Source organism: Streptomyces sp. SA15, from assembly GCF_002291145.1.
Lineage (GTDB): Bacteria > Actinomycetota > Actinomycetes > Streptomycetales > Streptomycetaceae > Streptomyces.
In genome coordinates this window covers 1-25,227 of record NZ_NTGE01000178.1, presented here as the reverse complement: position 1 = coordinate 25,227, position 25,227 = coordinate 1, and the positions used below count along the sequence as shown (strand labels likewise).

The window sequence follows — 25,227 nt, the reverse complement described above, 5'->3', positions numbered from 1 at the left end:
CTCGGAAGTGGGAATCCCGCCGTGCACATTGCAGAACGGGATGAGCTGAGGTCATCCTAGCGAGCAACGCGACTCACCGTGAGTGCGCGTAACGCTCCGCTGGTCATGTGAGGTCAGAGCGGAGGCGACATGCGACGAGAGAGGTCCTCGTGATCCAGGAAGCGTGTATGTCACGAAAGCCGTGGGACCTGGCCTTCTCGGCCGAACCCGAGGAAGTAGCCGCCCTGCGGCGCGTCATGCGACTCCACCTGGGGCTCTGGGGACTGCACGAAGTGACCGACGGAGCCCAGCTCTGCGTCAGCGAGCTCGTGTCCAACGTCATCACGCACGTCGGCAACGGCACGCCGGCCACACTCGCGGTCTCCATGAACGGCACGTACCTGCGCATTGAAGTCCACGACCCCGACACACGCGCCCTCCCCACGCTAATGGCCGCGGATTCCGACTCGGAGGGTGGACGCGGCATGGCCCTTGTCGACGCTCTGGCCGACCGTTGGGGCGTTCAACTTCGTCCTGACCGGAAGGTGACGTGGTGTGAGCTGGCAACAGGGCTCACCTCACCGACCGGCCACGTCGAAGGTCCCAGTGTGGCGCGGGCTCAGGCATTCCTAGACCTCTACGCGGCGTCGAAACGGCCTTGCGGTTCAAGCCTGGGCAGACTGAGCACGGCTGTGGCCGAGGAAGCGGTGATCGATGTCATCGCAGACTTCCTCCACTGGCTTCGAGCGCACGGCTGCGACGTGGACGAGGTCCTCGACCGCGCCCAGATGCACTTCGAGGCAGAGCTGTCCGGTAACGAGTTGTGAAGCCGGGACTTCGAAGTTGAGCGGCGCTGCCAGTGTCCGGCCTGCGTGCCCATCGGCACCGTGGGCGTAAGCCTTGACGTCAGCTGATCGTACTGACAGTGAGCCACTGGGAATTAGCTTGCTGCAATGGCCGAGTACGTCCACACGTCGGCCGGAAGCTCATGCTCCAAGCGCCACGTGATCGCCATCGGCTTGCTGCCCGTGTGCTCCTCGTACGTAGCCGGTCCGAGGAGCATCCAGGGATGCGACTTGCCGATGTCGGTGTTCTTGTAGCGGCGCATGAACAGAAGGACATGGCTGCCCTGCTGCACGTGGTTCTGGTACCGCAAGCCCGTGCGTGAACTGTCAGCCGTCGCGTTCTGGGACTCCCAGTGAAAGAGCGTGGGGCTCAGGGCGTAGTCCTTGTAGCGGACCGTCGGGGAGAAGTCTTTCTCGTTCTTCTCCAGAGTGATGAGCAGGGCGTCGGTCATGATTTCCTCGACCCACTGCACACCTTGGGCGAAAGATCTGGGCATCTGACCGCCGAAGCGGGCGACGCCGAGCGCGGCCAGGATCTCGGAGCGGTTATAGGCGCTGTGCACCTTCAACGGGATGTCGCGGTGATGGCCTGACAGTGGAATGGGAAAGTGGTCGGATTGGTCGATGACGTACGACAGGACCTGCCGCAGCTCGTCGCGGAACACCCGCTGGGGGCGTAGCGATTCGAGGCCCTCCTGGAAACTCGTGAAGCCACCTGCGTTGTCCCACAGGTTGAAAAAGAGCATGCGGGCGTATGCCTGGTCGGTCGGAGACAGTGCCTCGTAAGCCGGAGCGTCGTCGCCGAGGAGGCGAAGGTAGGCCTGGGCGCGCTCTGGATCGTCGACGTGAAGGAAGGCGTGGACGCGCTTGAGGAGTGCCGTTTCTCCGGACGGGGCCGGTTCCTCGACCAGACCTGCCTTGCGTAGGACCGATGTCCAGGAGTTGTCGCTCTTGTATAGCTCCTTGACCTCCCGACGACTCTCCCGCAGATAGTCCGCGAGGCGGGGAGTGTTGTAGTCCTTGACCTCCTTCATCAACGTCTTGACGGTGGCGCCCAGTTGGGTACGGATGTTGTTGAGAACGAGGTCTTTTGACTTGCCTTCCAGGATGATCTGGCACCCGGAGGGAAGCTGTGGGAAGTCGTGCTCGATGTGGTCGATGAGACGGTTGCGGGAGAGGTTCGTTAGAGCTCGGAACTGCTCCTCGAAGCGGAACTCCGCTCGGTGTTGACCGATGAAATCAAGGACAGTGAGGACGGGCTTCGTCTCAGTGCGACGCAAGCCACGACCCAGCTGCTGTAGGAAGACCGTGGCGCTGCTCGTAGGGCGAAGGAGCAGCAGAGTGTCGACGTCGGGGATGTCGAGGCCCTCGTTGAACAAGTCGACAGAGAAGATCACTTGGAGTCTTCCGTCCCGTAGGTCAGCCAGCGCCTGTGAACGGACCTCGGCGGATGAGTCACTGCTGAGCGCTACGGCCTGGAATCCAGCCTTACGGAAGAATTCGGCCATAAAGCGCGCATGATTCTTGGTCACGCAGAAGCCGAGGGCACGCATGGCTCTTGGGTTGGAGACCTTGTCGCGAATCTGCTTGACGACGATTCGGGCACGAGCGTGGTTGCCAGTGAATACATTGTCGAGTTCGTTTTCGGTGTATGCACCCTGCCAGTTGAGGTTCGTCAGATCGGTGCCGTCTGGAATGCCGAAATAGTGGAAGGGGCACAGAAGATCGTTCTCTAGAGCTTCCCAGAGTCGCATCTCCGCTGCGATGCGACCGTCGAAGAACTCGTCTTGGACGTTCAGCCCGTCCATCCGCTCGGGAGTAGCCGTCAGTCCCAGCAGCTCTTTCGGTTTGAAGTGGTCGATGACCCGGCGGTAGGTCGTCGCCGTGGCGTGATGGAACTCGTCGATGACGATGATGTCGAAGTGATGGGGGGCGAGTTGCTCCAGTCGCTGAACATTCAGCGACTGGACGCTGGCGAAGACGTGATTCCATTCGCGCGGGTCTTCGCCGCCATGGAGAAGCTCCCCGAAGGAGGCATCATCGAGTACCTCACGGTATGTACGCAAAGACTGTTGGAGGATCTCCTTGCGGTGGGCCACGAACAGCAACCTCGGATTCCCTAGGCCGAGCTTCTTGCGCAGACTCCGATAGTCCAGGGCAGCCATGACGGTCTTGCCGGTTCCTGTTGCGGCGACGAGGAGATTGCGGGTTCGGCCGCGGATCTCGCGCTCGATGCGGAGGCGTTCGAGCATGTCTCGCTGGTGAGGGAAGGGGCGTACTTCGAGACCTGAAAGATTGATCTTGAGGTCAGTTGTGGGGTGGGCCCCGCTGGCCTGGGCCAGGGCTCGGTCCAAACGCTCACCGTCGTCAGCCGGGTCGTACCTCTCGAAGGCGCTGTCGTTCCAGTAGGCGTCGAAGGTGGCCTCAAATTTGTTGAGGACCGCCGGAGTGGCCACTGACGACAGGCGTACGTTCCACTCCAGTCCGTCGAGCAGCGCAGCCTTGGAAAGGTTGGAGCTACCGACGTACGCGGTGTCGAAGCCGCTCTTACGTCGGAACAGCCAGGCTTTCGCATGCAGCCGTGTCGAGCGGATCTCGTAGTTGACCTTCACCTGGGCCCCGAAGTCGTTGACGAGTCGGTCCAGAGCGTGACGGTCGGTGGCGCCGATATAGGTGGTCGTGATGACACGGATTGGGACTCCGCGCTCCTTGGCAGCTCGGAGGGAGTCTTCGAGTACACGCAGGCCGTACCACTTCACGAAGGCACAGAGCAGATCGATACGGTCTGCTGTGGCCAGTTCAGCTCTCAGTTCGCTGCCGAGGCTCGGATCCTCGGGGGAGTTTGTGATGAGCGCTGTCTCAGAGAGCGGCGTGAGCGGGCGAACGGCATAGACGCCGGGGGCCTCTTGCTCCGCTAGAGCCAGAAGTTGGCGAGGTCCTTCGGCGATGAGCTCGACAGCGTCACTGGTGCCGGGCTCGGCTGGTTGAGAGGCGAGTGACTCGATGATCTGGTTGGCTACGGCGACGCGCTTGTCATGCGGCAGCTGACTGAGCCTTCGTCCTATGGCCTGACTGATGTGGCGGGCGAGTACGTGGGAAGACGACTCCTCGCTGACGTCCGCGTCGATGGCCTTCCAGCCGGCTGCACTCAACTTCTCCATCTGTGCCTGCATGCGCTGCGTGATGAGCTCCTCGTACACACCCGCGACAGGCTGTGCCAGGTCCCCCGCGTCCGCCACGACTGCTCCTTCGATCGTTCGTGCCGACTTGGGCTAAGTTCTAACAGCAGCCACTGACGACCGATGGCGATGCGTCGAAAGGTGATCAATTCGAGGCATGTCCGGGATCCGGAGCCAGTAGCCGTTCACGTCAGGGAGCAAGAGTAAAAGGGTCCTCGGCTGATTCGAGCCTGCGCACACGGCTCCGGAGGGCAGCTCCTGATGGAACCGCTCTGGCATCTGACCTGGGAAGTCTCGCGCGTCGGCTTCAGGTGTGAGTGCTCTTGTTCGCATGTCGTGCACCAACGCCTAGAGCCGACGTGGGTGCTGGTGCGGGGAGCAGTGTCAGTGCCGTCTGGTCAGATAGTCCTACTGGTAGTACTAGAGGGCTGGAGTGGCGAAGTGACCGACGGACGGGATCTGATCGAGCGAATAGGGAAGCTGCGCCCCGCTAACCGGCGCACCGGTCAACCGCTGCACCGCCCGCTGCTGCTCTTGTGGGCAATTGCCCAAGCCGTCCACGGGCGCACACGGGAGCAGCCCTGGTCGGTGGTCAAGGAGGACGTGGGGCCGCTACTCACCGAGTTCGCCGACTCATCCGACGGCCAGCAGGATGTGCTGTATCCGTTCTGGGCGCTGCAGCGGGTCAAGCTGTGGGAGGTAGCGGAGTCCGCTGACCTTCCCCTGACGAGTCAAGGGCGGCGTCCGAAGCTGTCTGCCCTGGATGAGGCGAACCCTGTTGCTGGGTTGCCGAAACAGGACTACGACCGTCTGTCCGAGGACTTGGAGCTGGCGGCATGGGCTGTCAGTACGCTGATCATTCGGTTCTTCACTCCGACGCCTCCCTTGTTGCTGGAAGCCTTGAGGCTAAAGGAGTTGGTGGCCGGACAGGTTGCCACCTGCTTGCGTCCTGTTCCCGGGGAGCCGTATCCGCATCGCGATGCAATCGCCGATGCTTATGGGGGCAATCGGGTACTGGGTATCACTCCTCTCGCGGATGGCATCCTCACCGTCTATTCGGACGACAAGGGTCCCTACGCTGACCAGCGCCTTCCGGAGATGGACTGGATTGCCTACACCGGCGATGGGCTGTCCGGCGACCAGACCTTGAGTGCTGGCAATCGCAGGATGGCGGAGTACCAGGAGCAGCAGAAGGCTCTGCGCTACTGGCACAAGCCCTACAAAGGTCACTGGACGTTCGAGACTTGGGCCGTCGTCGTTCAGCGCCGGAAACGCTGGGGCCTCGGACAGGACGGTCGGCAGCGTAGAGAGTTCGTTTGGATCCTCGCGCCGGTGCCCTCGCCGATGCGGGAGACCTGGCCTCCTGAGGTCATCGAAGCCCTCAACGAAGATGACGGGCAACTTCACGACGACTCTGTCGACGTCATCCCCCTTGAGGTGGACTCAACGCTGGAGACGAAGCGGACTAGTGCCCGTGAGAGGTATCAGCGGCTAGCGGCGGCCGCTCGTCGGACGGCAGCCGGCCGAACCCGCCGATCCAAGATCGCTCAAGTGGAGCGATACCTGCGCTCACCCGCTGCCCGGGAAGCAGTGGTACTCCGCAGCGAAGGCCGCTGCGAAAACCCCTCCTGCAAGGGACATCCGCTCGAGCGCACCGACGCTGACGAACCCATTCTGGAGGTCGACCATGTCAATGGCCTGGCCCGTACCGGACAGGACATCCCCGAAGTCATGATCGCTCTTTGTCCGAACTGCCACGCTCTCAAGACGCGTGGCAGGAACCGGCACAAGCTGCAAAAGGAGCTGCGCGTGATAGCACGTTCGCGCCATCGCTCGTTTATGGAGAACGGCTAGTCGTCCCCGTGGCCCTCCTCGTAAACGCGACCCGTCCCGGTACGGCCGGCCCTAAACCGGTCGGCTAGGGGCTGCCCGGGCGATCATGTGCCGAGCCAGATGACGAGGGCTGCGCCGGTGGCGGTGCGGAGGAAGACGTAGCCGCGCTTCTCTTAGCGGTGGCCACCGGCACGGGCGAGGGTCCCGCCGACTCCCACCGTCTGCCTCAGACCGTGTACGAGCGAGCCCCGGTCCCCGCAAGCCTGCCGCCCTCCACGATGAGGTACTCCTGACGGATCGGGCGGTCGTCGAACCAGCACTCCAGGATTTCCCGGACTCCTGCCGCGTACCTGGCCTGCGCGGAGAGCGTCGAACCGGACACGTGCGGTGTCATGCCCTCGTGCGGCATGCTGCGCCAGGGGTGGTCCTCTTCCGGCGGCTCGGGGTACCAGACGTCACCGGCGTAGCCCGCCAGATGGCCTCGTTCCAAAGCGCGTACCACGGCGTCCCGGTCGACGATCAGCGCGCGGGCCGTGTTGACGATGTACGACCCGCGTTTCATGGTCGCGAGCATCTCGTCGTCGAAGAGGTTCACCGTCTTGGCGTGAAGCGGCGCGTGGATGGAGAGCACGTCGACGGCGGCCGCCAGGGAGTGGGCATCCGTATGCCAGGTCAGCCCCAGCTCCCGCTCGAGGTCCGGTGGCAGCCTGTGCACGTCGTTGTAGTGCAGCCTCACATCGAACGGCTTCAGCCGGCGGAGTACTGCCAGGCCGATCCGTCCGGCGCCGAAGACGCCGACGTCCATGCCTTCCAGGTCGTAGTTCCGCGAGACGCTGTCGGCCACGTGCCAGCCTCGTCGGGCGGTGACCCACTCGTGGGCGGGCAGATAGTTGTGGACGAGAGCGAGGATCTGCATGACCGCGTGCTCCGCCACGCTGATGCTGTTGCTGTAGGTGACCTCCGCGACGGTGATGTCGTGCTCGATGGCGCTCGGAAGGTCCACGTGGTCCGAACCGATCCCGGCTGTGATCGACAGCTTCAGGCGCGGGGCACGCCGGATCCGGTCAGGGGTGAGATAGGCGGGCCAGAACGGTTGCGAGATCACCACGTCGGCGTCGGGGAGTTCGCGGTCCAGCACGGAATCGGGCCCCTCCTTGTCGGGGGTGACGACCAGTGTGTGGCCCCGTTCCTCCAGGAACGTACGCAGACCGAGTTCGCCGGAGACGCAGCCGACCAGCTCACCCGGCTTGAAGCCGATGCTCCGGGGGGTGGGCGCCGTCTGCCCTCCGGGGTAACCGCTGATGACGGGGATCTCATCTCGGGCATACCTGGGCGGGTAGCCGTCGACGGGATCCGGATAGAGCACCGTGAGGATCTTTGCCATGGCCGTACTCCCATGAGGGCCGGCGCACAGGCGTGGCCCCGTAACCGCGCATTCGCTCCGGCCGGCCTTCCTGTCCAGTGCCGAGTGCCCGGGCCCGCCGCACAACAAACGGGCCCAAACACGCTGATCACCGCGCCGTCCCACTGCGGAGGGGCCGAAGGCCGCAAGACCGCGGTCAGTGCGCGGTGACCACCTGAGCCGACCGAACCTCCTAACTAACCGGAATCCGGCACACCTCCGGGTGCTGACTCCGATCGGCACAAGCCACCGGGAGGGGTCCCGGACTCGCCTGCCACGATGGTGGCACTTTGTACGGGCAGGACGCCGTAGCGGCCGGTCCGCGGGTCATGCTGAGGGAAGCGTGGAAGCGTGCGGCTATTGAACATGTGGCGCCGCAGAAAGGCGCTTGTCAGGCAGCGGCGGCTGCATTCGGCTTGGTTCGAGACGGCACACGATGAGTTGCACGCTGTTATCGGACGTGAAGCGAAGCTGCTCGTCGGCATATCGCGAATATCCCCGGGCCTTCTGCCTGTCGTGGTGCGCCGGGCTGTCCGGTTGTCGCTCTACGAATATCAGGTGCGCCTTGTCGAAGGTGAGGAGGGCGCGGCGAGTAGTGGCTTCGTCGTCGGCCCTCATTCCTCATACAGCGCTTGTGTCCTGGTAGCCGCTCAGCACCGATGGATACCGATGCCCCTCAGCTGCAGGCTGCGTCAGTTGGAGTCGATGCGCCGTCAGCTGCGAACAGAGCGGGAGCGTCGGCAGCAGCTGAACCGCCTGAGGGATGTGGAACTCCGGGAACGGCGTCGGCATTCGGAACAACAGAAGCGGCAGCAACTCGCTGCGCAGGGAGCAGAGGATATGGTGATGGACGAGGTTCGGGACGTCGCGAATCGAATTGCGGCGTTGTCGCGGCTGCTGAAACCGGCTATAGGCCGGATGACGTTCGTGTTGTCCGCTGATGGTCGTGTGCTTCCGCCTGACAACCACGTGATTGAGCAGCCAATCGGCTGGACAGACGCGGATCGTGCCAGGCGGCTCTACGTCGAACTGGGCCGTGAGGATCCTGTGGTGTTTTCCCAAGCGCTTCTTGTAGCTGCGCTGGAGCCCGAGGGGCGACGTAAAGTCGCGCAAACGGCAATAAAACTGGGTATCTCGGGATCGCTGAACGCATTGTTGACGCTGCTTGACCGGTACGGATCGCGGGAGATCGCTGAGGATTACTTGAACTGTGGGGCGGGCCCCCTCCAGGAGGCAGCCCATGCCTGGTGCCGCGACCACGGCTTCGTGGTCGACTACTACCGCTCCGGCGGCAAGGTGGGGTGGGGAACGTTCTGAGGGGCATCGGGAGCCAAGGCTGGGCTGCATCGCGATCGTTCGGTCAGACAGCCGTTCCGTGGCACCCCTCATACGCCCGTCCCGAGCCGCACCAGCACGACGTGCCCCGCTGGGGCGGCCACTCCACCGCCCGTCCCCTCGCCGCCAACGTCGTCGCATACTGCGGCAACAACTCCACATCCCCCGGCGAAGCCCCCTCAGAAGCCGCAAACGCCTCATAAGACGGCACAGTCCCGGTCACAATCCCCAGGTTCGCCGTCCCAGAAGCCGCCAGCTCCCGCAGCGCCCCCTCTATCGTCGCCAGATGCTCCTCATGCGACGGGTACTCGGCAGCGAGGGCCGGATAAGAAGCCACCAGCTCCGCCAGCTCATCCGCCGGCCAGTGCAGCACAGCCACCGGGAAGGGCCGGGACAACGCCTCCCGATACGTCCCCAGCTCGGCCCGCAGTCGGGAGATCTCCGCCTCCAGTTCCGCCGGGTTGTTCGAGCCGAGGGACCACACGCGCTTCGGGTCGTGGAGCTCGTCCAGGGAGACGGGGGACGAGTGGAGGGTGTCGGCCAGGAGGTCCCAGTCGTCGTGGGTGGCGCCCAGCATGCGCCGTACTCTATGGCGGCCGAACAGCAGCGGATGCGTGGAGTACGGAGGCTCCGCCACGTCCGTCAACAGCAGCCGCGCCCCCTCCGTGAACGTCTCCTGCGCCGCCTCCAGCTCGTCGTGGGATTCGAGGGCCTCCGCCACGATGACCCACGGGGCCGGGTCTCGGGGGGACGCCACTCTGACGCCGTCGATGATGGCCCGGGCCTCCGCCTCGTGGCCGTGCTCCCAGAGGTTCGACGCCTTCAAGGCCCGTACCAGATACGCGTTCTCCAGGCCGTCGGGCGATGACAGCAGGCGGTCGTAGAGCTTGGTCGCGGCGGGGCGGTCGCCGGAGAGTTCCAGGTGGGCCGCGGCCTGCAGCAGCAGAGCTTCCGCGTCCTCGGGGTACAGGCCGGCGGTCCGCTCCAGGCGTGCCGCTTCGGCGGGGTGGTCGACGTTCTCGGCGGGCGTGTCGGGGCGCATGGGATCACCGTACTGCCGACCACCGACAAAGAAACGGTCACATCGAGGCCTTGCGGTCGGGAGACCGTGCGGAGTTCGGAGAGGAGTGTGTCTCCCGTGCGTGTGCCTGCCGCACCGCCGCGTACGTCATCACCGCCAGGCCCAGCAGGACGATGCCCGCCCCGACATACAGCGGAGCCGTGTAGCCGAGGCCCGCGCTGATGGCGAGGCCGCCGAGCCAGGCGCCGAGGGCGTTGCCGATGTTGGACGCGGAGACGTTGGCGCCGGCGGCGAGGGGGACGCCGTGGGCGTGGTCCGTCACGCGGGTGATCATGCCGGGGACGCTCGCGAAGCCGAACACGCCTGTCAGGAAGACCAGCACCACGGAGGCCGCGGGGCTGCTCGCCAGCAGGCCGAACGCGATGAGCGTGGCGGTGAGACCGGCCAGGGAGACGATCAGGGTCAGGTCGCGGTTGTGGTCGGCGCCGCGTCCGCCGGCCATGTTTCCGGCGACCAGGCCGGCGCCGTAGACGACGAGCAGCCAGGCGACGTCCGTGCTGGAGAAGCCGGTGACCTCGGTGAAGGTGTAGGCGAGGTAGCTGAACGCGCCGAACATCCCGCCGTAGCCGAGGGCGGTGGCGGCCAGGGTCAGCCATACCTGGGTGGATCGGAAGGCGCTCACCTGGGCGCGGAGGCTGTCCGTCCGGTCACCGGCGGGTACCTTGCCCGCCCGGCCACCGGCGGGCACCTCGCCCGCCCAGTACGGCACCAGCGTCGCGATCGCCGCCGCGGCGATAACGCCGATGCCGGTGATCGCCCAGAACGTGGCCCGCCAGCCCCAGCGTTCGCCGACCAGGGCGCCGAACGGCACGCCCAGCACGTTCGAGACCGTCAGGCCGGCGAACATCACCGCCACCGCCCTCGACGCCCGCTCCGGAGGGACCAGGCGGCGGGCGACGAGCGAGCCCAGGCCGAAGAACGTGCCGTGGCACAGTGCGGCGACCACGCGGCCGAGCAGCATCACCGGGTAGTTCGGTGCGACGGCGGACAGGAGGTTGCCGATGACGAACAGCACCACCAGCCCGACGAGGACCGGCTTGCGGGGCAGGCGGGCGGTGGCGGCGGTCACCGCGATCGCGCCGACGGCGACGGTCAGCGCGTACCCGGAGATCAGCCACCCGGCCGCGACTTCGGACACGGCCAGGCCCCGGCTCACCTGCGGGAGCAGCCCGGCGATGACGAACTCGGTCAGGCCTATCCCGAAACCGCCGAGGGCGAGCGCGACCAGCCCGGCGGGCATCCGTCGTGCCCCGCCGGGTATGCCGTCGACCTCACCGGGTATGCCGTCGCCCCTGCCGGCGTGTACGCCCTCGCCCCCGCCGTCCCGTGTGGCGCCGGGAATGCCGTCGCGCGTACCGCCGGGCGTGCCGTAGAGCCCGCCGCCGGGCGTGTCGTAGGACCCGCCGCCGGGTGTGTCGTAGGGCCCGCCGCCAGGTGTGCCGTAGGGCCTGCCGCCGTTCGTCAGATCAGATCACCACCCCGTCTATCTGCAACGTCTGCACCGCCTTCGCCGCGAACGGCACGCTCACCGACTTGCCGCTCAGCCGCGTGTCCGAGTACGACCGGTACTTGTCACCGCCCGTCGTGACCGTGTTCCAGCGCGGGACCAGGCCGCCCGAGCCGCCCGCCACCGTCGTGAAGCGGGAGAGGTCGAAGGTGAGGGTCTGGGCGGAGGTGGAGGTGTTCACGGCCACGATCACCAGGCGCCTCGCCGACGCGTCGTAGCCCGCCGCCGCGTAGCTCACGCCCGTGTCGAGGATGCGCATGCCAGGACGGATGTGGCGGCTGAATTGGGCCATTGCGTAGTACTTCGTCTGGATGGTCGTCGGCTGCAGGGTGTTGGCGTCGTACGCGATCATCGCCCAGCCCGACGACGGGTCCATGACCTGCCAGTAGACCCAGGCGGTCGGGTGCAGCCAGCGGAAGTCCATGCAGAGGTTCGACGCCATGGTGAGACCGGTGCCGTCGCTGTCGCCGGTCTCCGAGTTCCACAGCTTCTTGCCGGAGGTCGTCACCACGTCCGTGTAGAGCAGGTCCCTACGGCCGCCCGAGCCCTGGTAGCCGTGCACGTTGACCTGGCTGACCAGGGCCTTCGTCGACGAGCCGAAGGAACTCCAGGTCGAGCGGGCCGTGTCGTAGTTCGTCTCGTCGGACGCGGCGATCCGCAGACCCGTCAGGCCGCGCTTGTCCAACTCGCTGCGCATGTGGGGAAGTACGGCCGCCTGGACCGCGGGGTCCATGTGGCAGCCCTCCTGGGTGCCGGTGGCGGTCCACCAGTTGGCGGCCGGCTCGTTGAAGGGGTCGACCGTCGCGAAGTTCACGCCCCAGTTGTTCTTCGCGCGCAGGGCGGTCGCGGCCAGGTGGGAGGCGTGCTGGCGGTAGTTCCAGGTCTGGAGGTTGTTGCCGCCACTCGCCGCGCCCGACGGGTTGTGGTTGCTGCACATCCACCACATGGGGGAGTTGGCGAACAGCTCACTCACCGCGCCCCGCTGCGTCGCCTTCACCAGCATCGCCCGCTGGTTGGCGTCCGCCGTCCAGTCCCAGGCCGAGGAAGCGGCGTCCTCGTTGTTCCAGTCCTGCCAGAAGCCCTCGATCTGCTTGAAGGCGGGGATGTTGGGCGATTCCACCATCGACTCGCCGCCGACGGTGTTCCAGCTGCACGCGCCCAGGTTGTAGCGGGCGATGTTGAGGCCGAGGCCGGGGAGTGTCGTGCCGTTGTACGACACCGACTTGGTGGTGAAGAAGATGTCCGCGAAGTCGTCCCGGGCGCCGAAGACGTTGGCCCACCAGGCCAGGGAGGTGCCCCAGCCCTCCCAAGTGCCGTACGACGTCCCGGGGTTGACGGCGATCGTGGCGTCCGCGTGTGCGGTGCCCGTCGCCAGGGCGCTGCCGAGGACCGTTCCGCCTGCCGCGGCCAGCAGGGTTCTGCGTCGGATCATGGCTACTCCGGCTCCGAGTCGATCGACACCGGTCCCTGAACCGGCGCCGTGGCCTGTCCGGCTCATGCCAGGACTCATGCCAGGACGAAGCATCGGGTGCGGTGTGTGAGCTTGTCGAGGGTTTTGACAGCCCTTTCTAAAACCTGTGGAGGAAGTACGGGATTTCGGACAGTTGCGGTTGACGTGCAATCGGTTGCGGCCGACCGACGCCGATCAGGTATAACCGAGGGCAGGACAAACAGACGTACGAGGGGAGGGGTGTGGTCGTGATCCGTCGCTGGGCCAACCCGCGCCCCGCCGCCGTACTGCTGCTCCTCTTCCTCGACGTCGTCCTGCTCGACTCCGGCAGCCTCTCCGCCACCGTCGCGCTCGCCGCGACCGCCGCCGCGAGCTCCGCGTTCGCCGCCTGCTCGCTCCTCGCCTCGCGCGCCGCGCCGGCCGTGCCGCCCACCCGGGTGCGTACGGCCATCCGCGACCGCAACCGCCGTACGGCGTTCCTGCCGCAACGCGACCCCGACGCCAAGGGGCGCAGGCGGCCCCGGGCGCCCGGTCTCGCCCTCCCGGCGACCACCGCGTAGGGCACGCGCTCCACAAGCCTGACCCCGCGCGGGTCGTCATGCCGCCTTCACCACTTCCGGCACGACGAGACCCCCGGAGGGCTCACTCATGTCCGTTTTCGCCGACCTGGTCCAGCACCTGGCCGACCTGCTCCAACCGCTGTTCGGCGCCACCGCGGCCGCCGCCGCGATCGTCCTGTTCACCGCTTTCGTACGGCTGCTCGTGCACCCCTTGTCCCGGGCGGCCGCGCGCGGGCAGAAGGCCCGGAGGGCGCTGCAGCCGAAGATCGCCGAGTTGCGGAAGAAGCACAAGAAGAACCCCGAGAAGCTGCAGAAGGCCGTGATGGAACTGCACGCCGAGGAGAAGGTGTCCCCGCTGTCCGGCTGCCTGCCCAGCGCGTTCCAGCTGCCCGCGTTCTTCCTCCTCTACCACCTGTTCTCGAACACGAAGATCGGCGGGCAGGCCAACGAACTGCTCACCCACCAGCTGTTCGCCGCGCCCCTCGGCGACCGCTGGGCGGACGCGCTGGGCGAGGGCGGGATGTTCGGGGCGGCGGGGCTCGTGTACGTCGGGCTGTTCGCCCTCGTCGCCGCGGTGGCCGCCTTCAACTACCGCCGTACGAAGCTGATGATGGCCACCAACAGTCCGCTTCCCGCGGCCGACGGGGAGCAGGTGCCCGGGATGGGGGCGGTGGGGGCGGTCAGCAAGGTCATGCCGTTCATGTCTTTCTTCACGCTCGTCACCGTGGCCGTCGTACCGCTGGCCGCCGCGCTGTACGTGGTGACCAGTACGACGTGGAGTGCCATCGAGCGGGCCGTGCTGTACCGGTAGGGGCGCTGGGGCCGGTCCAGTCCGTGAGGTCCAGTCCGTGAACGGGCCCTTGCGGACTGGGCGCTTGACCTTGGAGGATCGACCAGACCTCCGATGGCTGCACCCATCGGCCGGGCGCCCCGCGATCGAGGGAGATTGTGATCATGAAGCTGCTGCGAGTCGGTACGGCGGGATCGGAGCGGCCCGCGCTGCTCGACGCCGAGGGGACCCTGCGGGACCTCTCCGGCCTCGTCCCGGACATCGACGGACCGCTGCTCGCCGACGACGACGCGCTCGGCCGGATCCGCGCCGCCGCCGAGGCGGGTTCGCTGCCCGTTCTGAATGCGGCGGGGCTGCGGGTCGGGCCTCCCCTGGCCCGGATCGGCAAGATCGTGTGCATCGGGCTGAACTACCACGACCACGCGCGGGAGACGGGGGCCGAGCCGCCCGCCGAGCCGGTGATCTTCTTCAAGGCCGCGGACACGGTGGTCGGGCCTCACGACACGGTGCTCGTTCCTCGCGGGTCGGTGAAGACCGACTGGGAGGTCGAACTGGCGGTAGTCATCGGACGTACGGCTCGGTATGCGGGGTCGGTGGAAGAGGCGTTGGGGTGCGTCGCCGGGTACGCGGTGGCGCACGACGTGTCCGAGCGGGAGTTCCAGATCGAGCGGGGCGGGACCTGGGACAAGGGGAAGAACTGCGAGACGTTCAATCCGCTGGGGCCGTGGCTGGTGACGGCGGACGAGGTGGGCGATCCGCAGGATCTGTGGCTGAAGCTGTGGGTCAACGGGGAGTTGAAGCAGGACGGGACGACGGCTGAGCAGATCTTTCCGGTGGGGGAGGTCGTGCGGTACGTCAGTCAGTTCATGACGCTGTATCCCGGGGACGTCATCAATACGGGGACGCCGGCGGGGGTCGCGCTCGGGGAGCCCGAGCCCAAGCCGTACTTGCGGGCCGGGGATGTGGTCGAGCTGGAGATTCAGGGGCTCGGTCGGCAGCGGCAGGAGTTCAAGGACGCCTGACGAGCTCGTGCATGCTTGGCGGTGACAGACCTGGCGTCAGATGACGCAGCGTGTGCAGTTGGCGTGGTCCCAGGGCAGGAGTTGGCGGTGGCGCAGGATGGCTGCGCCGACCTGTTCGGCCATGAGGCTGTAGGTGCCCAGCTGCCGTCGTCGGTGGGTGAGTGGCCTCTCCCTGGGGTTGGTTGTCGGTAGTGGCCGCCGCCGTGGTCCGGCCCGCGTGCCGGTGTCGCGGGCCGGACGCGGCCCGAAGCGGGCCGCGGGCTCGGTGGCGTCCCGCGACGTGGGGCGCCGGGTGCGGTTGTGCCGGGCACGTGGCTCACGGCTGTGTGGGGACTGTGCGGCATGCCTCGGACCGCGGCGGGCTCGCGTCCGCCGCGGCAGGGCTGTGGGTCAGCCGATGGTGGCGATGGCGTCGGTGGTGACCGTGGGGCGGCCCGAGGTGCCGACGACGACGATCTTCAGGGTGTGCTTGGCGGACGTGGACCAGGTCTTGGTCCAGATCGCCTGCCGGTACAGGGTGGTGGAGGACTTCAGGTCCACTGTGGTGACCTTGGTGCCGTCGATGTAGATGTACGCCTGACCGGAGGTGGCGGCCCGCGAGACGATCCACGCCACCGAGCGGCCGGTGAAGGTCCAGCTGATCGAGGCTCCGGCGGAGGAGGAGCTGTAGGAGTAGCCGCCCAGATAGCTGGTGCTGCTCTTGCGGGTCCAGGTGCCGGTGCGGGTGGTGGAGGTCTCCTGGATGATGTTCGGGGTCCGGTAGACGGAGGCGCCGGCCGAGTTGCCCGCCACGTCGTACGCCTTCAGGACGAACAGGTCCGAGGCGCCGGGCTTGGCGCTGGCGTTCCAGGAGGTCACGGTCGGGCCGAAGGTGGCCGAGGACGGCGCGGTCGCCAGGACCTTGGCCAGCGCCGCGTTGTCGGCGGCCTTCCAGGTCACCGTGACCGGCACCGCCGTGGAACTCACCGTGCCGGTGCGCACCTTCACGCCGGGAGCGGTCGGGAAGGTGGGCGCGGTGGTGTCACCCACCAGGCCGACTCCGGCGGAGAGGGTGGTCGACCCGCGGACGTGGGTGGCGCGTACCTGGACGGTGTGGCTGCCGGCGGCGACCGAGATCGAGGCGGAGCGGGCGGAGCCGGAGGTGTGTGCCACGGCCTTTCCGTCGACCAAGACGTCGAAGCCGGAGATCACCGCGGACGGCGTGGAGGTCGTCCAGCTCACCGTGGCCGCGCCCTTGGTGTAGTAGCTCGTCCCGGACTTGGCCGCTCCGCCCGACATCCCGGTGACGGTGACCGGGCCGACCGGGCCGGCCGCGTAGGCGCGGACCGTGCTCAGGGCGTTGTAGAGCTGGTTGCCGGGGCAGTCGGTGGCGTAGCCGTCGCGGTGTCCGGAGACGACGTTGAACTTGTAGCTCGTCCCCAGGGTGAAGCCGTAGCTGTCCGAGGCGCCCTCGGGCAGGTAGGCGGTGCCGGTGCCCGGGTTCACGCCCGTCATGCCGAACTTCCATGCGGCGAGCCGGGCGATGGCGCCCAGCATGGCCTTGCTCGGCGTGGCTCCGGGGAAGGTGCTGGCCGTCGAGTCGCCGCCGCTGAGGTCGGTGTACGTGCCGATGGCGGCCACGCCCATGCTGTTGGTGTTGAACCCGTAGGTGTGGGCGCCCACGACGGGCAGCGCCATCCCGCCGAAGCGGCCCTCGAAGACGGTGCCGCACTTATCGACCAGGAAGTTGTAACCGATGTCGCGCCAGCCCTGGTTGAGGTGCTCGGCGTAGATGCTCCGCACGATCGCCGGGGAGTCCGCGCAGGAGTAGTTGTTGGTGGTGTCGGTGTGGTGGACGAACATCACCTTCACCGCCGAGCCGTACAACGGGTAGCCGGCCTCCCGGGCGCACTCGTCCGCGCCCCAGCCGGCCCGGGTGACCACGGCCGGCGGCGCGACCGTCGAGGTGGTCGCGGCCGGCATCGGGTCCGGAGGGGTCGGCGATGCCGACGCGGAGGGGCTGGCCGAGGAGTTCGGGCAGGACGGGTACGCCTGGGCCATGGTCGGCAACTGGCTCGGCCAGGACGTCGCCGACGCGCTCGGCGAGGCGGAAGTGGAAGTGGAAGCAGAAGCGGATGCGGGAGCCGAGGCCGAGGTGCCGGTGGACGGCGAGGCCGACGCGGAGTCCGTGGCCGTGGGGGTGGCCGTGGTGTCGGTGGGCGAGGCCGACCCCGCCGCCGTCGCGGTGTCCGTCGGCGTGGCGCTGTCCGTGGCCGCCCCGGTGCCGGTGCCGGTGCCGGTGTCCGTGGGCGTGACCGTGTCCTGGGCTGTCGCGGTCTCAGTGGCCGTGGCGTCCATGGCGTAGGCGGCCGGGGACAGGCCGGAGCCCGCCGCCCTGCCGGTGGTTGAGGCCTTGCCCGGGTCGATCAGGTCCACGCGCAGACCGGTGGGCAGCGCGGCCGTCCCGTGCGTACCGGACGCGCGGACCTGGACACCGGTCGACGGTCCGGACCACATCGGCGACATGCCGCCGCGCACGCCGGGGCGGTTCAGCTCGGCGGGGTCGGGGATGTCGTCGGGCTGCCCCATCTTCAGCCACGGGGTCCAGTGGCCGCTCGCGGCGGACCGGGTGCGTACCTCCACCGTGCCGTGCAGGACGGCACGGGCGCCGTTCCAGGTGACGCCCACCATGCTGAACGGGGCCGTGGACCTGGCACCCAGCGTCCTGAGCGACGCGCTCGCCCCGGTCAGGCGCAGCGAGTGCACATGCGTCCTGATCGGTGCCTGCGCGGCCGGCGCCGCGAAGTCCGCGCCCGATCCGGTCGCCGCGACGGCCGCCACCGCCACCCCGCCTCCCGCGAGGACCGCCCCCAGCGCCACCCACGTGCGCCTCTTCAGCCAGGACCAGCGCGCGCGCCCGCCTCCGTGTGCAGTTCTCATGCCCCACCTTCAAGAAAGGTGCCCGCTACCGGGGCACTCGAGAGACTCAGCGCACCAAGGGTCCCTTTCGTTTCTTTGGTGGATGGGGCCGACGTGTCAACATAACGATCTGATGAATATCTTATTTCCCTTATATTCAACTATTTCTTACCTTCGGTGACGATCCCGTGGATCAAATATGGACGTCCATCCGCAAAAGAATGCGCGCATCTGACGAGTGTTCAACTTGACTTGACAGCCGCTTTGCACTACTCACACCGCGACCAAACCTGGGTGCCGCCCCATGGATCGATACTCACCTCCGGCTCCGGACGACCTTTCTCCGGACATCGGAAGAGGAGTGCTTCTGTGAGAAGAAGCGATCGCGTCGTCGGCCTTCGAAGAAGGCCGGGCAGCGGGTCATCACCAGGGCGAATCAGGCCGATAGCGGGCGTCTTGGCCCTGCTCATGGCCGCCGAGGTGGCGGTAGCTTTGTCATCGACCGGTCAGGCGGTCGCCGTTCCCGCGCGCCACAGGACCGCCAGTGCGGCCCGGTCCACCGGTCCCCTGACGGCACCCGACGTGGCGTCAGCCATCGCCATGGCACGACTGCGCAAGCACAGGGTCGAGGTGGTGGACGAGCGGACCGCCCAGTCGACGACATGGGCGAATCCGAACGGCACCCTCACCACGAAGTCCTACGCCGCGCCGATCCGCTTCAAGCGGGGCGGAGCGTGGGTCGATGTCGACACCACGTTGCACGCCACGTCCGGCGGCGTGGCGCCCGAGGCGCAGCCGCAGGGTCTGACCCTCGCCCGGGGCGGCGAGAACTCGACCCTGGCGGCGGTGGGCACCGGCGCGCGCCGGGTGGCGGTCGGCTGGAGGGCACACTGCCCAAGCCCCGGCTGAAGGGGAGCACAGCCACCTACGCGAACGTCTCGCGGGGCACGGATGTGACGGTGCAGGCGACGCGGACCGGGTTCGAGGAGAACGTCGCCGGAGGCGGAGTCGACGTTGCGGTCGAGCTCTCGGCTCACGCCAGTAGAGAAGCCAGCGTGCGCCAGGCCTGCCTCGGGAGTGCGTCCCGGGGCTCTCCGTCCACCACCTGCAGCGCCACGTGGTCCGCTCCCGCATCTCGGAACGTCTCGATGCGGGCGCGGATCGACGCCTCGTCGCCCCAGGCGAACAGTGCGTCGATCAGGCGGTCGCTGCCGCCGTCCTTGAGGTCGTCTTCCGTGAAGCCGTGGCGGAGGAAGTTGTTGGTGTAGTTCGGGAGCGTCAGGTACATGGCGAGGAAATCACGGGCCAGGGTGCGGGCGCTGTCCGGGTCCGTTTCCAGGACCACCCCCAGCTCGGGGGCCAGCAGCGGGGCTTCGCCCAGGGCCTCGCGGGCCTGGGCCGTGTGCTCGGCGGTGACCAGGTACGGGATCGAACCGGCGGCTCGGTCGCGCGCCAGCTTCAGGCTCTTCGGGCCGAGGGCCGCCAGGAGCCGGCGGTTCGCCGGTACGCCCGCCGCGTCCAGGCCGTCGAGATAGGCGACCAGGGCCGAGTAGGGGCGGCGGTACTGGTCCGCCAGCTTTGCGTGGCTGACACCGAGGCCGAGGGTGAAACGGCCGGGGTGCGTCGCCTCCAGGTCGGCGAAGGCCGCCGCGCTGTCGGCGGGCTCGTGCTCCCAGATGCTCTGGATGCTGGTGCCGACGGTCAGCGTCGAGGTGGCCTCGATCAGCGGTACGGCGTTGCGGGCGGCGCTGTTGCCGCCCAGCCAGAGGGCGCCGTAGCCGAGCTGCTCCAACTCGGCCGCCGCCTCGGCGAGTTCGCCCTGCCGCGCCGGGTCCTCCGAGCGCAGGCCTACGCTCCAGATGCCGTACCGGCCGACGGTGTCCTTCAAGGCGTCACTCATGGGTTTGCGGTCCCTCCGATCGATTGCTGTACGACGGTGCCAACCGGAGGGAGCCTTGGGATCTTCCCGGCCCGATCAGTGACCCAGGAACTGCTCCAGCGCCTCGACCACGAACCGGTGGTCATCCAGCTGCGGCAGCCCGGACACCGTGACCGCGCCGATCACGCCGACGCCCTCCACGTTGATCGGGAAAGAGCCGCCGTGGGCCGCGTACACGTCCGGATCCAGGCGCGAGGAGTCCTCGAACGTCGAGCCCTTGGCGCGGAAGCGGGCGCCGACCAGGTAGGAGGCGGCGCCGTAGCGCTCCACCACCCGGCGCTTGCGGGCGATCCAGGCGTCGTTGTCGGGGGCCGAGCCGGGGAGTGCCGCGTGGAAGAGCTGCTGGCCGGCGCGGTGGATGTCGATGGCGACGGGGGCCTGGCGTTCGCGGGCCAGGTCGACGAGGAGGGAACCCAGGGCCCAGGCGTCGTCGTAGGTGAACTGGCGGAAGACCAGGCGTCGTTCCTGCGCCTCCAACTCCTCCAGGCTCGGGGTGAGTTCCGGGTGGAACTTCGGGGTGAGCTCCTGGGTATGGGTCTGCTTGTTCGTCACAGCGTCACCGCCACTCCATCGCGGGCCGAACGGCGCGCCGCCTCCAGTACCTCGAGGGCGGCTGCCGCCTCCAGCGCGGTCACCGGGTTGGGACCGCCGTCCAGCAGGGCTTTCGCCACGGCCGCATAGTAAGCGGGGTAGTCGCCCGGAAGGGTCGGTTCGGGGCGGCCGCCACCGGTCAGGGGGGATTCCCCGGAGCCCACGCGGCCCCACAGCGACTCGGGCTCCAGTCCCCAGTCGGGGCCGGGGCGCCTGCCCCCCTTCAGCGCCGCCTCCTGCGGGTCGAGGCCGTACTTGACGTAACCCGCCTTCGAGCCCAGCACCCGGAAGCGGGGGCCGAGCTGGGCGGCCGTGGCGGAGACGTACAGGTGGGAGCGGACGCCGTTCGCGTGCGTGAGCGCGATGAACGTGTCGTCGTCGGTCTCGGCGCCCGGGCGGCGGATGTCCGACTCGGCGTACACGGAGGCGGCCGGGCCGAAGAGGGCCAGTGCCTGGTCGACGACATGGCTGCCGAGGTCGTACAGCAGACCTCCGATCTCTGCGGGGTCGCCGGACTCCCGCCAGCCGCCCTTCGGCTGCGGCCGCCACCGCTCGAAGCGGGACTCGAAGCGCCATACGTCGCCCAGCTCGCCGTCGGCGATCAGCTTGCGGAGGGTCAGGAAGTCGTTGTCCCAGCGGCGGTTCTGGAAGACGGAGAGGAGCAGGCCGCGCTCCTCGGCCAGGGCGGCCAGCTCGCGTGCCTCGGCGGCCGTGCCGGCGACGGGCTTGTCCACGACGACGGGCAGGCCGGCCTTCAGGGCGGCGGTGGCGAGCGGGACGTGCGTCTTGTTCGGGGACGCGATGACGATCAGGTCCAGGTCGCCGGCCCGGTCGAACAGTTCGTCCGGAACGGCGGCCACGCGCACGTCCGGGAACTCGGCGCGGGCCTGCTCCTGCCGCTCGGGGTTCGAGGTGACCACCGTGTCGAGGGCGAGGCCCTCGGTGGCGGCGATCAGCGGGGCGTGGAAGACGGAGCCGGCGAGGCCGTAGCCGACGAGGCCCACGCGGAGAGGGGTGCCGGGAGTACCAGTCGTACCTGTCATGGCCCCCACTTTCGCAACGCTGTTGCCAAAGTGCAAGTACGAGGGAGAATGACTGGCGTGAACAGGACGAACGGCGGCGCCAATCTGCTCGCTCTGCGCAGCCACAACACCGCGCTGGTGCTCGACCTGCTGCGCACGGCCGGCCCGGAGGGCATCAGCCGCCTCGAACTCGCCGACCGCACCGGGCTCACCCCCCAGGCGGTCAGCAAGATCACCGCCCGGCTGCGGGAGGAGGGGATGGCGGCGGAGGCGGGCCGCCGCGCGTCGACCGGCGGCAAGCCGCGCACAGTCCTGCGGCTGGTGCCGGGGGCGGGGCATGCGGTGGGCGTACATCTGGACCGGGACGAACTGCGAGCGGTCCTGGTCGACCTGAACGGGATGGTGGTGGGGGAGCGGCGCACCCCGCTGGACCTCGGCGCGGGCGCACAGGCCGTGGTGGCGGCGGTGGCGCGGGAGGCGGAGGGGATGGCGGCGCAGGCGCTGGGGCCGAGGAGCGGGGGACCGGCGGCGGAGGCGCCGCGGCCGACGGGCGCCCTCGTCGGAGTCGGCTCCCTTCTCGGCGTCGGGGTCGCCCTCCCCGGCCCCCTCGACCACGCCCGGGGCGTGCTGCACCGGGTCACCGGGTTTCCCGAGTGGGACGGGTTCCCGTTGCGGGACGCGTTGGCTCGGCGGCTCGGGGTGCCCGTCGTCGTGGACAAGGACACCAACGCGGCGGCGCTCGGCCTGGCCGTCGGCGGGGCGGGCCGGTCCTTCGCGTATCTGCACCTCGGTACGGGGCTCGGTGCCGGGCTCGTGATCGGTGGGACCGTACACCGGGGCGCCCGGACCGGCGCGGGGGAGTTCGGGCATCAGGTCATCCAGCTGGACGGGCCCCACTGCGGCTGCGGAAACCGTGGCTGCATCGAGGCGCTGTGTCTGGGGGCGGTCGCCCGGGGCGAGATCGGCGAGGCCGCGCGGGTGCTCGGCGCCGGCGCCGCGAACCTCGTCGGGCTGCTCGACATCGACCTCGTACTCCTCGGCGGTCGTACGGTCGCCGCCGCGCCGGAGACGTTCGTACGAGGGGTCGCCGCCGTCCTCGACGAGCGCGCCCGGGGTGCGGGTGCCGTACCGGTGCGGGTCGCGCCCGGCGGGGAGCGGGGGGTCGCGGAGGGGGCGGCTCAGCTGCTGCTGGGACCGCTGTTCGGACGGGCGGACGGCTGACCCGCCCAGGCGCACCCCACGTGTGCGCCCTCTGCCGGTCTCAGGCGCGACACCGGTCGCCCGCGTGCGCTGATCGAGGGGACTTGCCAGGCCGTACGGAGCGGCACCCGCCATCCGCCGGAAGCACCCGGCATGGTCATGTGTTCATGCGACTGCCGTTCATGCGACCGCCTACGCCTGTATACCTCTGTGCCCCCGCCTCCCTCTGCCTCGCAGCCGCCGCCCTCCTCGCCTCCCCGGCGCAGGCCGACCCCCGTCCCTCCTGCGCCGCCGACGACCGCGCCTTCCCGGTCACCACCCGCATCCACGGCGGCCCCGACTCCTACGACATCGGCGGCGGCTACGGCACCTGGTACCTGGACCTCACCAACACCACCACCCGGACCTGCGCAAACATCCACCCCGTCGTCGTCCTCGTCGACGAGCGGCGCACCCTCGAGCCCGCCCAGGCCCGCCTGGAGTTCTACGACGGCACAGCGGGCGCCCGCCCGCACTCCGTCCGCTTCGAACGCACCGACGCGGACGAACTCGTCGGCGCCTTCGCCGACGACCGCGACCGTTTCCGCGGCTTCACCGTCGGCCCCGGCAAGACCCTCACCGTGAAGGTCCGGATGGCGCTCACCTCGGACGCCGAACCGAACGAGGTCATCGCCAACGCGGCCGTCGTACAACGCCACGACGACGACGGCGACTGGGTCGGCCAGTCGAACGACTACCGCTTCGGCATCGAGGCCGAACCGGCCCCGCGACCCGAGCGCGAACCCGCCCCCGACGCCACCGCCCCCGACGCCGCCGCTTCGGCCCCCGACGCCACCGCTTCCGCCTCCGACGCGGCCGCCCCGGCGCCCGACGGCCGCCCCTCCCTCGCCGAGGAACTAGCCGGCACCGGACTCGGCCCCGCGGTCGCCCTCGCCGCCGCGGCCCTGCTGCTCGTCGCCAGCGGTGCGCTGCTGCTGGTCCGCAGACGCCGCTGAGGCCACAGCCGCAGCCGTATCCGTGCCGCAGCCGTATCCGTGCCGCAGCCGTATCCGTGCCGCAGCCGTCTCCATGCCGCAGCCGTCTCCATGCGACAGCCGCATCCATGCCATAGCCGTATCCACCTCCTCAGCCGCACCCATCTCCTCAGAACCCGGCCATTCCCTCAAGATCCGGCCACTGTTTAGGCTGGGGCGCGCCCGGCACCCGGCACCGGGTACACGCGCGACGCACCGCGCACTTTGGGTACGGCAGGAGATCCAGCACATGGCAGAACGCAGGCCCATCGAGTCGTGGCTCACCGACATGGACGGTGTGCTCATCCACGAGGGCGTACCGATCCCCGGCGCCGACGCCTTTCTGAAGAAGCTGCGCGAGTCGGGCAAGCCCTTCCTCGTCCTCACCAACAACTCGATGTACACCCCGCGCGACCTGCACGCCCGGCTGCGCCGCATGGGTCTGGACGTGCCGATCGACTCGATCTGGACCTCGGCCCTGGCCACCGCACAGTTCCTGGACGACCAGCGGCCCGGCGGCTCCGCGTACGTCATAGGCGAGGCGGGCCTGACGACCGCGCTGCACGACATCGGCTACATCCTCACCGACCACGAGCCCGACTACGTCGTCCTCGGCGAGACCCGCACCTACTCCTTCGAGGCCATGACGAAGGCCGTACGGCTCATCAACGACGGCGCCCGTTTCATCTGCACCAACCCCGACGAGACGGGCCCGTCGACCGAGGGCCCGCTGCCCGCGACCGGCGCGGTGGCCGCGCTGATCACCAAGGCGACCGGGAAGAAGCCGTACTTCGCGGGCAAGCCGAACCCGCTGATGATGCGCACCGGGCTCAACGCGATCGGGGCGCACTCCGAGACCAGCGCGATGATCGGCGACCGTATGGACACCGACGTGCTGGCCGGTATGGAGGCGGGAATGCAGACGTTCCTGGTGCTCACCGGCCTGACCCGGCCCGAGCAGGTGGAGGACTTCCCGTACCGGCCGTCGAAGGTCGTGGACTCGATCGCGGACCTCGTCGACAGAATCTGACCGAATCCGGACGCTGACCACATTCAGACCACCCTCAAACGGATCGCGCCTGATCTGAAACCTTTCTGGACCCGTATGGAGCAGTGAGGCCCCGCTGAGCGTGCGGGGCAGGAGTCTGCGGGGGAGGCTCCAGATATCTGGAGGTTCACGATGGGTTCCCTACGCCTCACTGTCTGTTCCGCAGTCCTCGCTGCCGCCGCCCTCACCCCGGCCGCCCACGCGGCGGACGGCGGCGGCAGCGTCTCGGTGACCCCTTCGTCCCCCGCTCCCGGCGCCGAGGTCGCCCTCAGGGTGAGCGGCTGCTCCGGGAAGACGGCCACCGCCGCGTCGGCGGCGTTCGTCGCGGACGCCCGGCTCACGGGCAGCGGCGGCACGCTCGCCGGCGAGACCCGCGTCCGCTCCTCGATCCGGCCCGGCCCTCACGACGTGCGGGTCACCTGCGCCGACTCGCAGCTGAAGGGCACGATCACCGTCGCCGGGAGTTCGGCGCGGCCTGGCGCGTCCGCTTCCGCCTCGCCCGTCGCCCCCGTACAGGCGGGCGGCGGGGGCAC

The 25,227-nt window shown here is 68.6% G+C and carries 20 protein-coding genes; 11 read left to right on the top strand and 9 right to left on the bottom strand.

All coding sequences use genetic code 11. From position 1 onward, the window contains the following. Positions 1-167 precede the first annotated feature (167 nt). Positions 168-806 (top strand): ATP-binding protein, encoded by a 639-nt coding sequence (locus CLM62_RS38680; RefSeq protein WP_095754556.1) that lies wholly within the window; start codon positions 168-170, stop codon positions 804-806. 113 nt (positions 807-919) lie between these two features. Here CLM62_RS38680 and CLM62_RS38675 read toward each other — a convergent pair whose 3' ends face one another. Further along, positions 920-3,997, bottom strand: a complete 3,078-nt coding sequence (locus CLM62_RS38675) for a DEAD/DEAH box helicase (protein WP_179382414.1) — start codon at positions 3,995-3,997, stop codon at positions 920-922. Positions 3,998-4,444: 447 nt separating this feature from the next. Here CLM62_RS38675 and CLM62_RS38670 point away from each other — a divergent pair, with 447 nt between their 5' ends. Then, entirely contained in the window at positions 4,445-5,857 is a 1,413-nt protein-coding gene (locus CLM62_RS38670; protein WP_095754555.1) for an HNH endonuclease signature motif containing protein, read from the top strand. 205 nt (positions 5,858-6,062) lie between these two features. Here the strand turns inward: CLM62_RS38670 and CLM62_RS38665 are convergent, their stop codons facing one another. Next, a complete protein-coding gene (locus tag CLM62_RS38665) occupies positions 6,063-7,220 on the bottom strand; it encodes an NAD-dependent formate dehydrogenase (protein WP_095754554.1) in 1,158 nt (385 codons plus the stop codon). A gap of 369 nt (positions 7,221-7,589) precedes the next feature. Between CLM62_RS38665 and CLM62_RS38660 the strand changes: the two genes are divergently transcribed. Continuing rightward, positions 7,590-8,555: a hypothetical protein gene (locus CLM62_RS38660; RefSeq protein ID WP_143659224.1), complete on the top strand. Its 966-nt coding sequence runs from the start codon at positions 7,590-7,592 to the stop codon at positions 8,553-8,555. 43 nt (positions 8,556-8,598) lie between these two features. Here CLM62_RS38660 and CLM62_RS38655 read toward each other — a convergent pair whose 3' ends face one another. From CLM62_RS38655 to CLM62_RS38645, 3 genes are all read right to left on the bottom strand, one after another. Next, complete coding sequence (locus CLM62_RS38655; RefSeq protein ID WP_095754552.1) at positions 8,599-9,615, bottom strand: SEC-C domain-containing protein; 1,017 nt, start codon at positions 9,613-9,615, stop codon at positions 8,599-8,601. Between the two features lie 37 nt (positions 9,616-9,652). Next, positions 9,653-10,894: an MFS transporter gene (locus CLM62_RS38650; protein ID WP_095754551.1), complete on the bottom strand. Its 1,242-nt coding sequence runs from the start codon at positions 10,892-10,894 to the stop codon at positions 9,653-9,655. A gap of 226 nt (positions 10,895-11,120) precedes the next feature. Then, positions 11,121-12,593: a glycoside hydrolase gene (locus tag CLM62_RS38645; RefSeq protein ID WP_095754550.1), complete on the bottom strand. Its 1,473-nt coding sequence runs from the start codon at positions 12,591-12,593 to the stop codon at positions 11,121-11,123. 266 nt (positions 12,594-12,859) lie between these two features. Between CLM62_RS38645 and CLM62_RS38640 the strand changes: the two genes are divergently transcribed. The 3 genes from CLM62_RS38640 (at position 12,860) to CLM62_RS38630 (ending at position 14,983) form a co-directional block, all read left to right on the top strand. Then, a complete protein-coding gene (locus tag CLM62_RS38640; RefSeq protein WP_095754620.1) occupies positions 12,860-13,171 on the top strand; it encodes a DUF6412 domain-containing protein in 312 nt (103 codons plus the stop codon). An 88-nt stretch (positions 13,172-13,259) separates the two neighbouring features. Then, positions 13,260-13,982: a YidC/Oxa1 family membrane protein insertase gene (locus CLM62_RS38635; RefSeq protein ID WP_095754549.1), complete on the top strand. Its 723-nt coding sequence runs from the start codon at positions 13,260-13,262 to the stop codon at positions 13,980-13,982. Between the two features lie 143 nt (positions 13,983-14,125). After that, positions 14,126-14,983 carry a fumarylacetoacetate hydrolase family protein gene (locus tag CLM62_RS38630; protein WP_095754619.1) on the top strand — a complete coding sequence of 286 codons (858 nt, stop codon included), beginning with the start codon at positions 14,126-14,128 and terminating at the stop codon, positions 14,981-14,983. Between the two features lie 390 nt (positions 14,984-15,373). Here CLM62_RS38630 and CLM62_RS38625 read toward each other — a convergent pair whose 3' ends face one another. Next, entirely contained in the window at positions 15,374-17,902 is a 2,529-nt protein-coding gene (locus CLM62_RS38625) for a peptidoglycan recognition protein (protein ID WP_095754548.1), read from the bottom strand. Between the two features lie 561 nt (positions 17,903-18,463). On the opposite strand from CLM62_RS38625, the gene CLM62_RS38620 reads away from it, so the two are divergent. Further along, positions 18,464-18,790, top strand: coding sequence for a hypothetical protein (locus CLM62_RS38620; protein WP_143659223.1), 327 nt, complete (start codon positions 18,464-18,466; stop codon positions 18,788-18,790). 124 nt (positions 18,791-18,914) lie between these two features. Here the strand turns inward: CLM62_RS38620 and CLM62_RS38615 are convergent, their stop codons facing one another. From CLM62_RS38615 to CLM62_RS38605, 3 genes are all read right to left on the bottom strand, one after another. Beyond that, positions 18,915-19,781: an LLM class F420-dependent oxidoreductase gene (locus CLM62_RS38615; protein WP_095754546.1), complete on the bottom strand. Its 867-nt coding sequence runs from the start codon at positions 19,779-19,781 to the stop codon at positions 18,915-18,917. 75 nt (positions 19,782-19,856) lie between these two features. Continuing rightward, complete coding sequence (locus tag CLM62_RS38610; protein ID WP_095754545.1) at positions 19,857-20,372, bottom strand: heme-degrading domain-containing protein; 516 nt, start codon at positions 20,370-20,372, stop codon at positions 19,857-19,859. Beyond that, positions 20,369-21,454 (bottom strand): Gfo/Idh/MocA family oxidoreductase, encoded by a 1,086-nt coding sequence (locus CLM62_RS38605; protein ID WP_095754544.1) that lies wholly within the window; start codon positions 21,452-21,454, stop codon positions 20,369-20,371. The genes CLM62_RS38610 and CLM62_RS38605 overlap by 4 nt, the downstream gene beginning before the upstream one ends. A 48-nt stretch (positions 21,455-21,502) precedes the next feature. Between CLM62_RS38605 and CLM62_RS38600 the strand changes: the two genes are divergently transcribed. The 4 genes from CLM62_RS38600 to CLM62_RS38585 form a co-directional block, all read left to right on the top strand. Continuing rightward, a complete protein-coding gene (locus CLM62_RS38600; RefSeq protein ID WP_095754543.1) occupies positions 21,503-22,654 on the top strand; it encodes an ROK family transcriptional regulator in 1,152 nt (383 codons plus the stop codon). Between the two features lie 146 nt (positions 22,655-22,800). Beyond that, positions 22,801-23,628: a hypothetical protein gene (locus CLM62_RS38595; protein ID WP_257004335.1), complete on the top strand. Its 828-nt coding sequence runs from the start codon at positions 22,801-22,803 to the stop codon at positions 23,626-23,628. Between the two features lie 268 nt (positions 23,629-23,896). Further along, complete coding sequence (locus CLM62_RS38590; RefSeq protein WP_095754542.1) at positions 23,897-24,676, top strand: HAD-IIA family hydrolase; 780 nt, start codon at positions 23,897-23,899, stop codon at positions 24,674-24,676. Between the two features lie 150 nt (positions 24,677-24,826). Then, on the top strand, positions 24,827-25,227 hold a 401-nt coding region (locus tag CLM62_RS38585), incomplete at its 3' end, for a hypothetical protein (protein WP_107483850.1).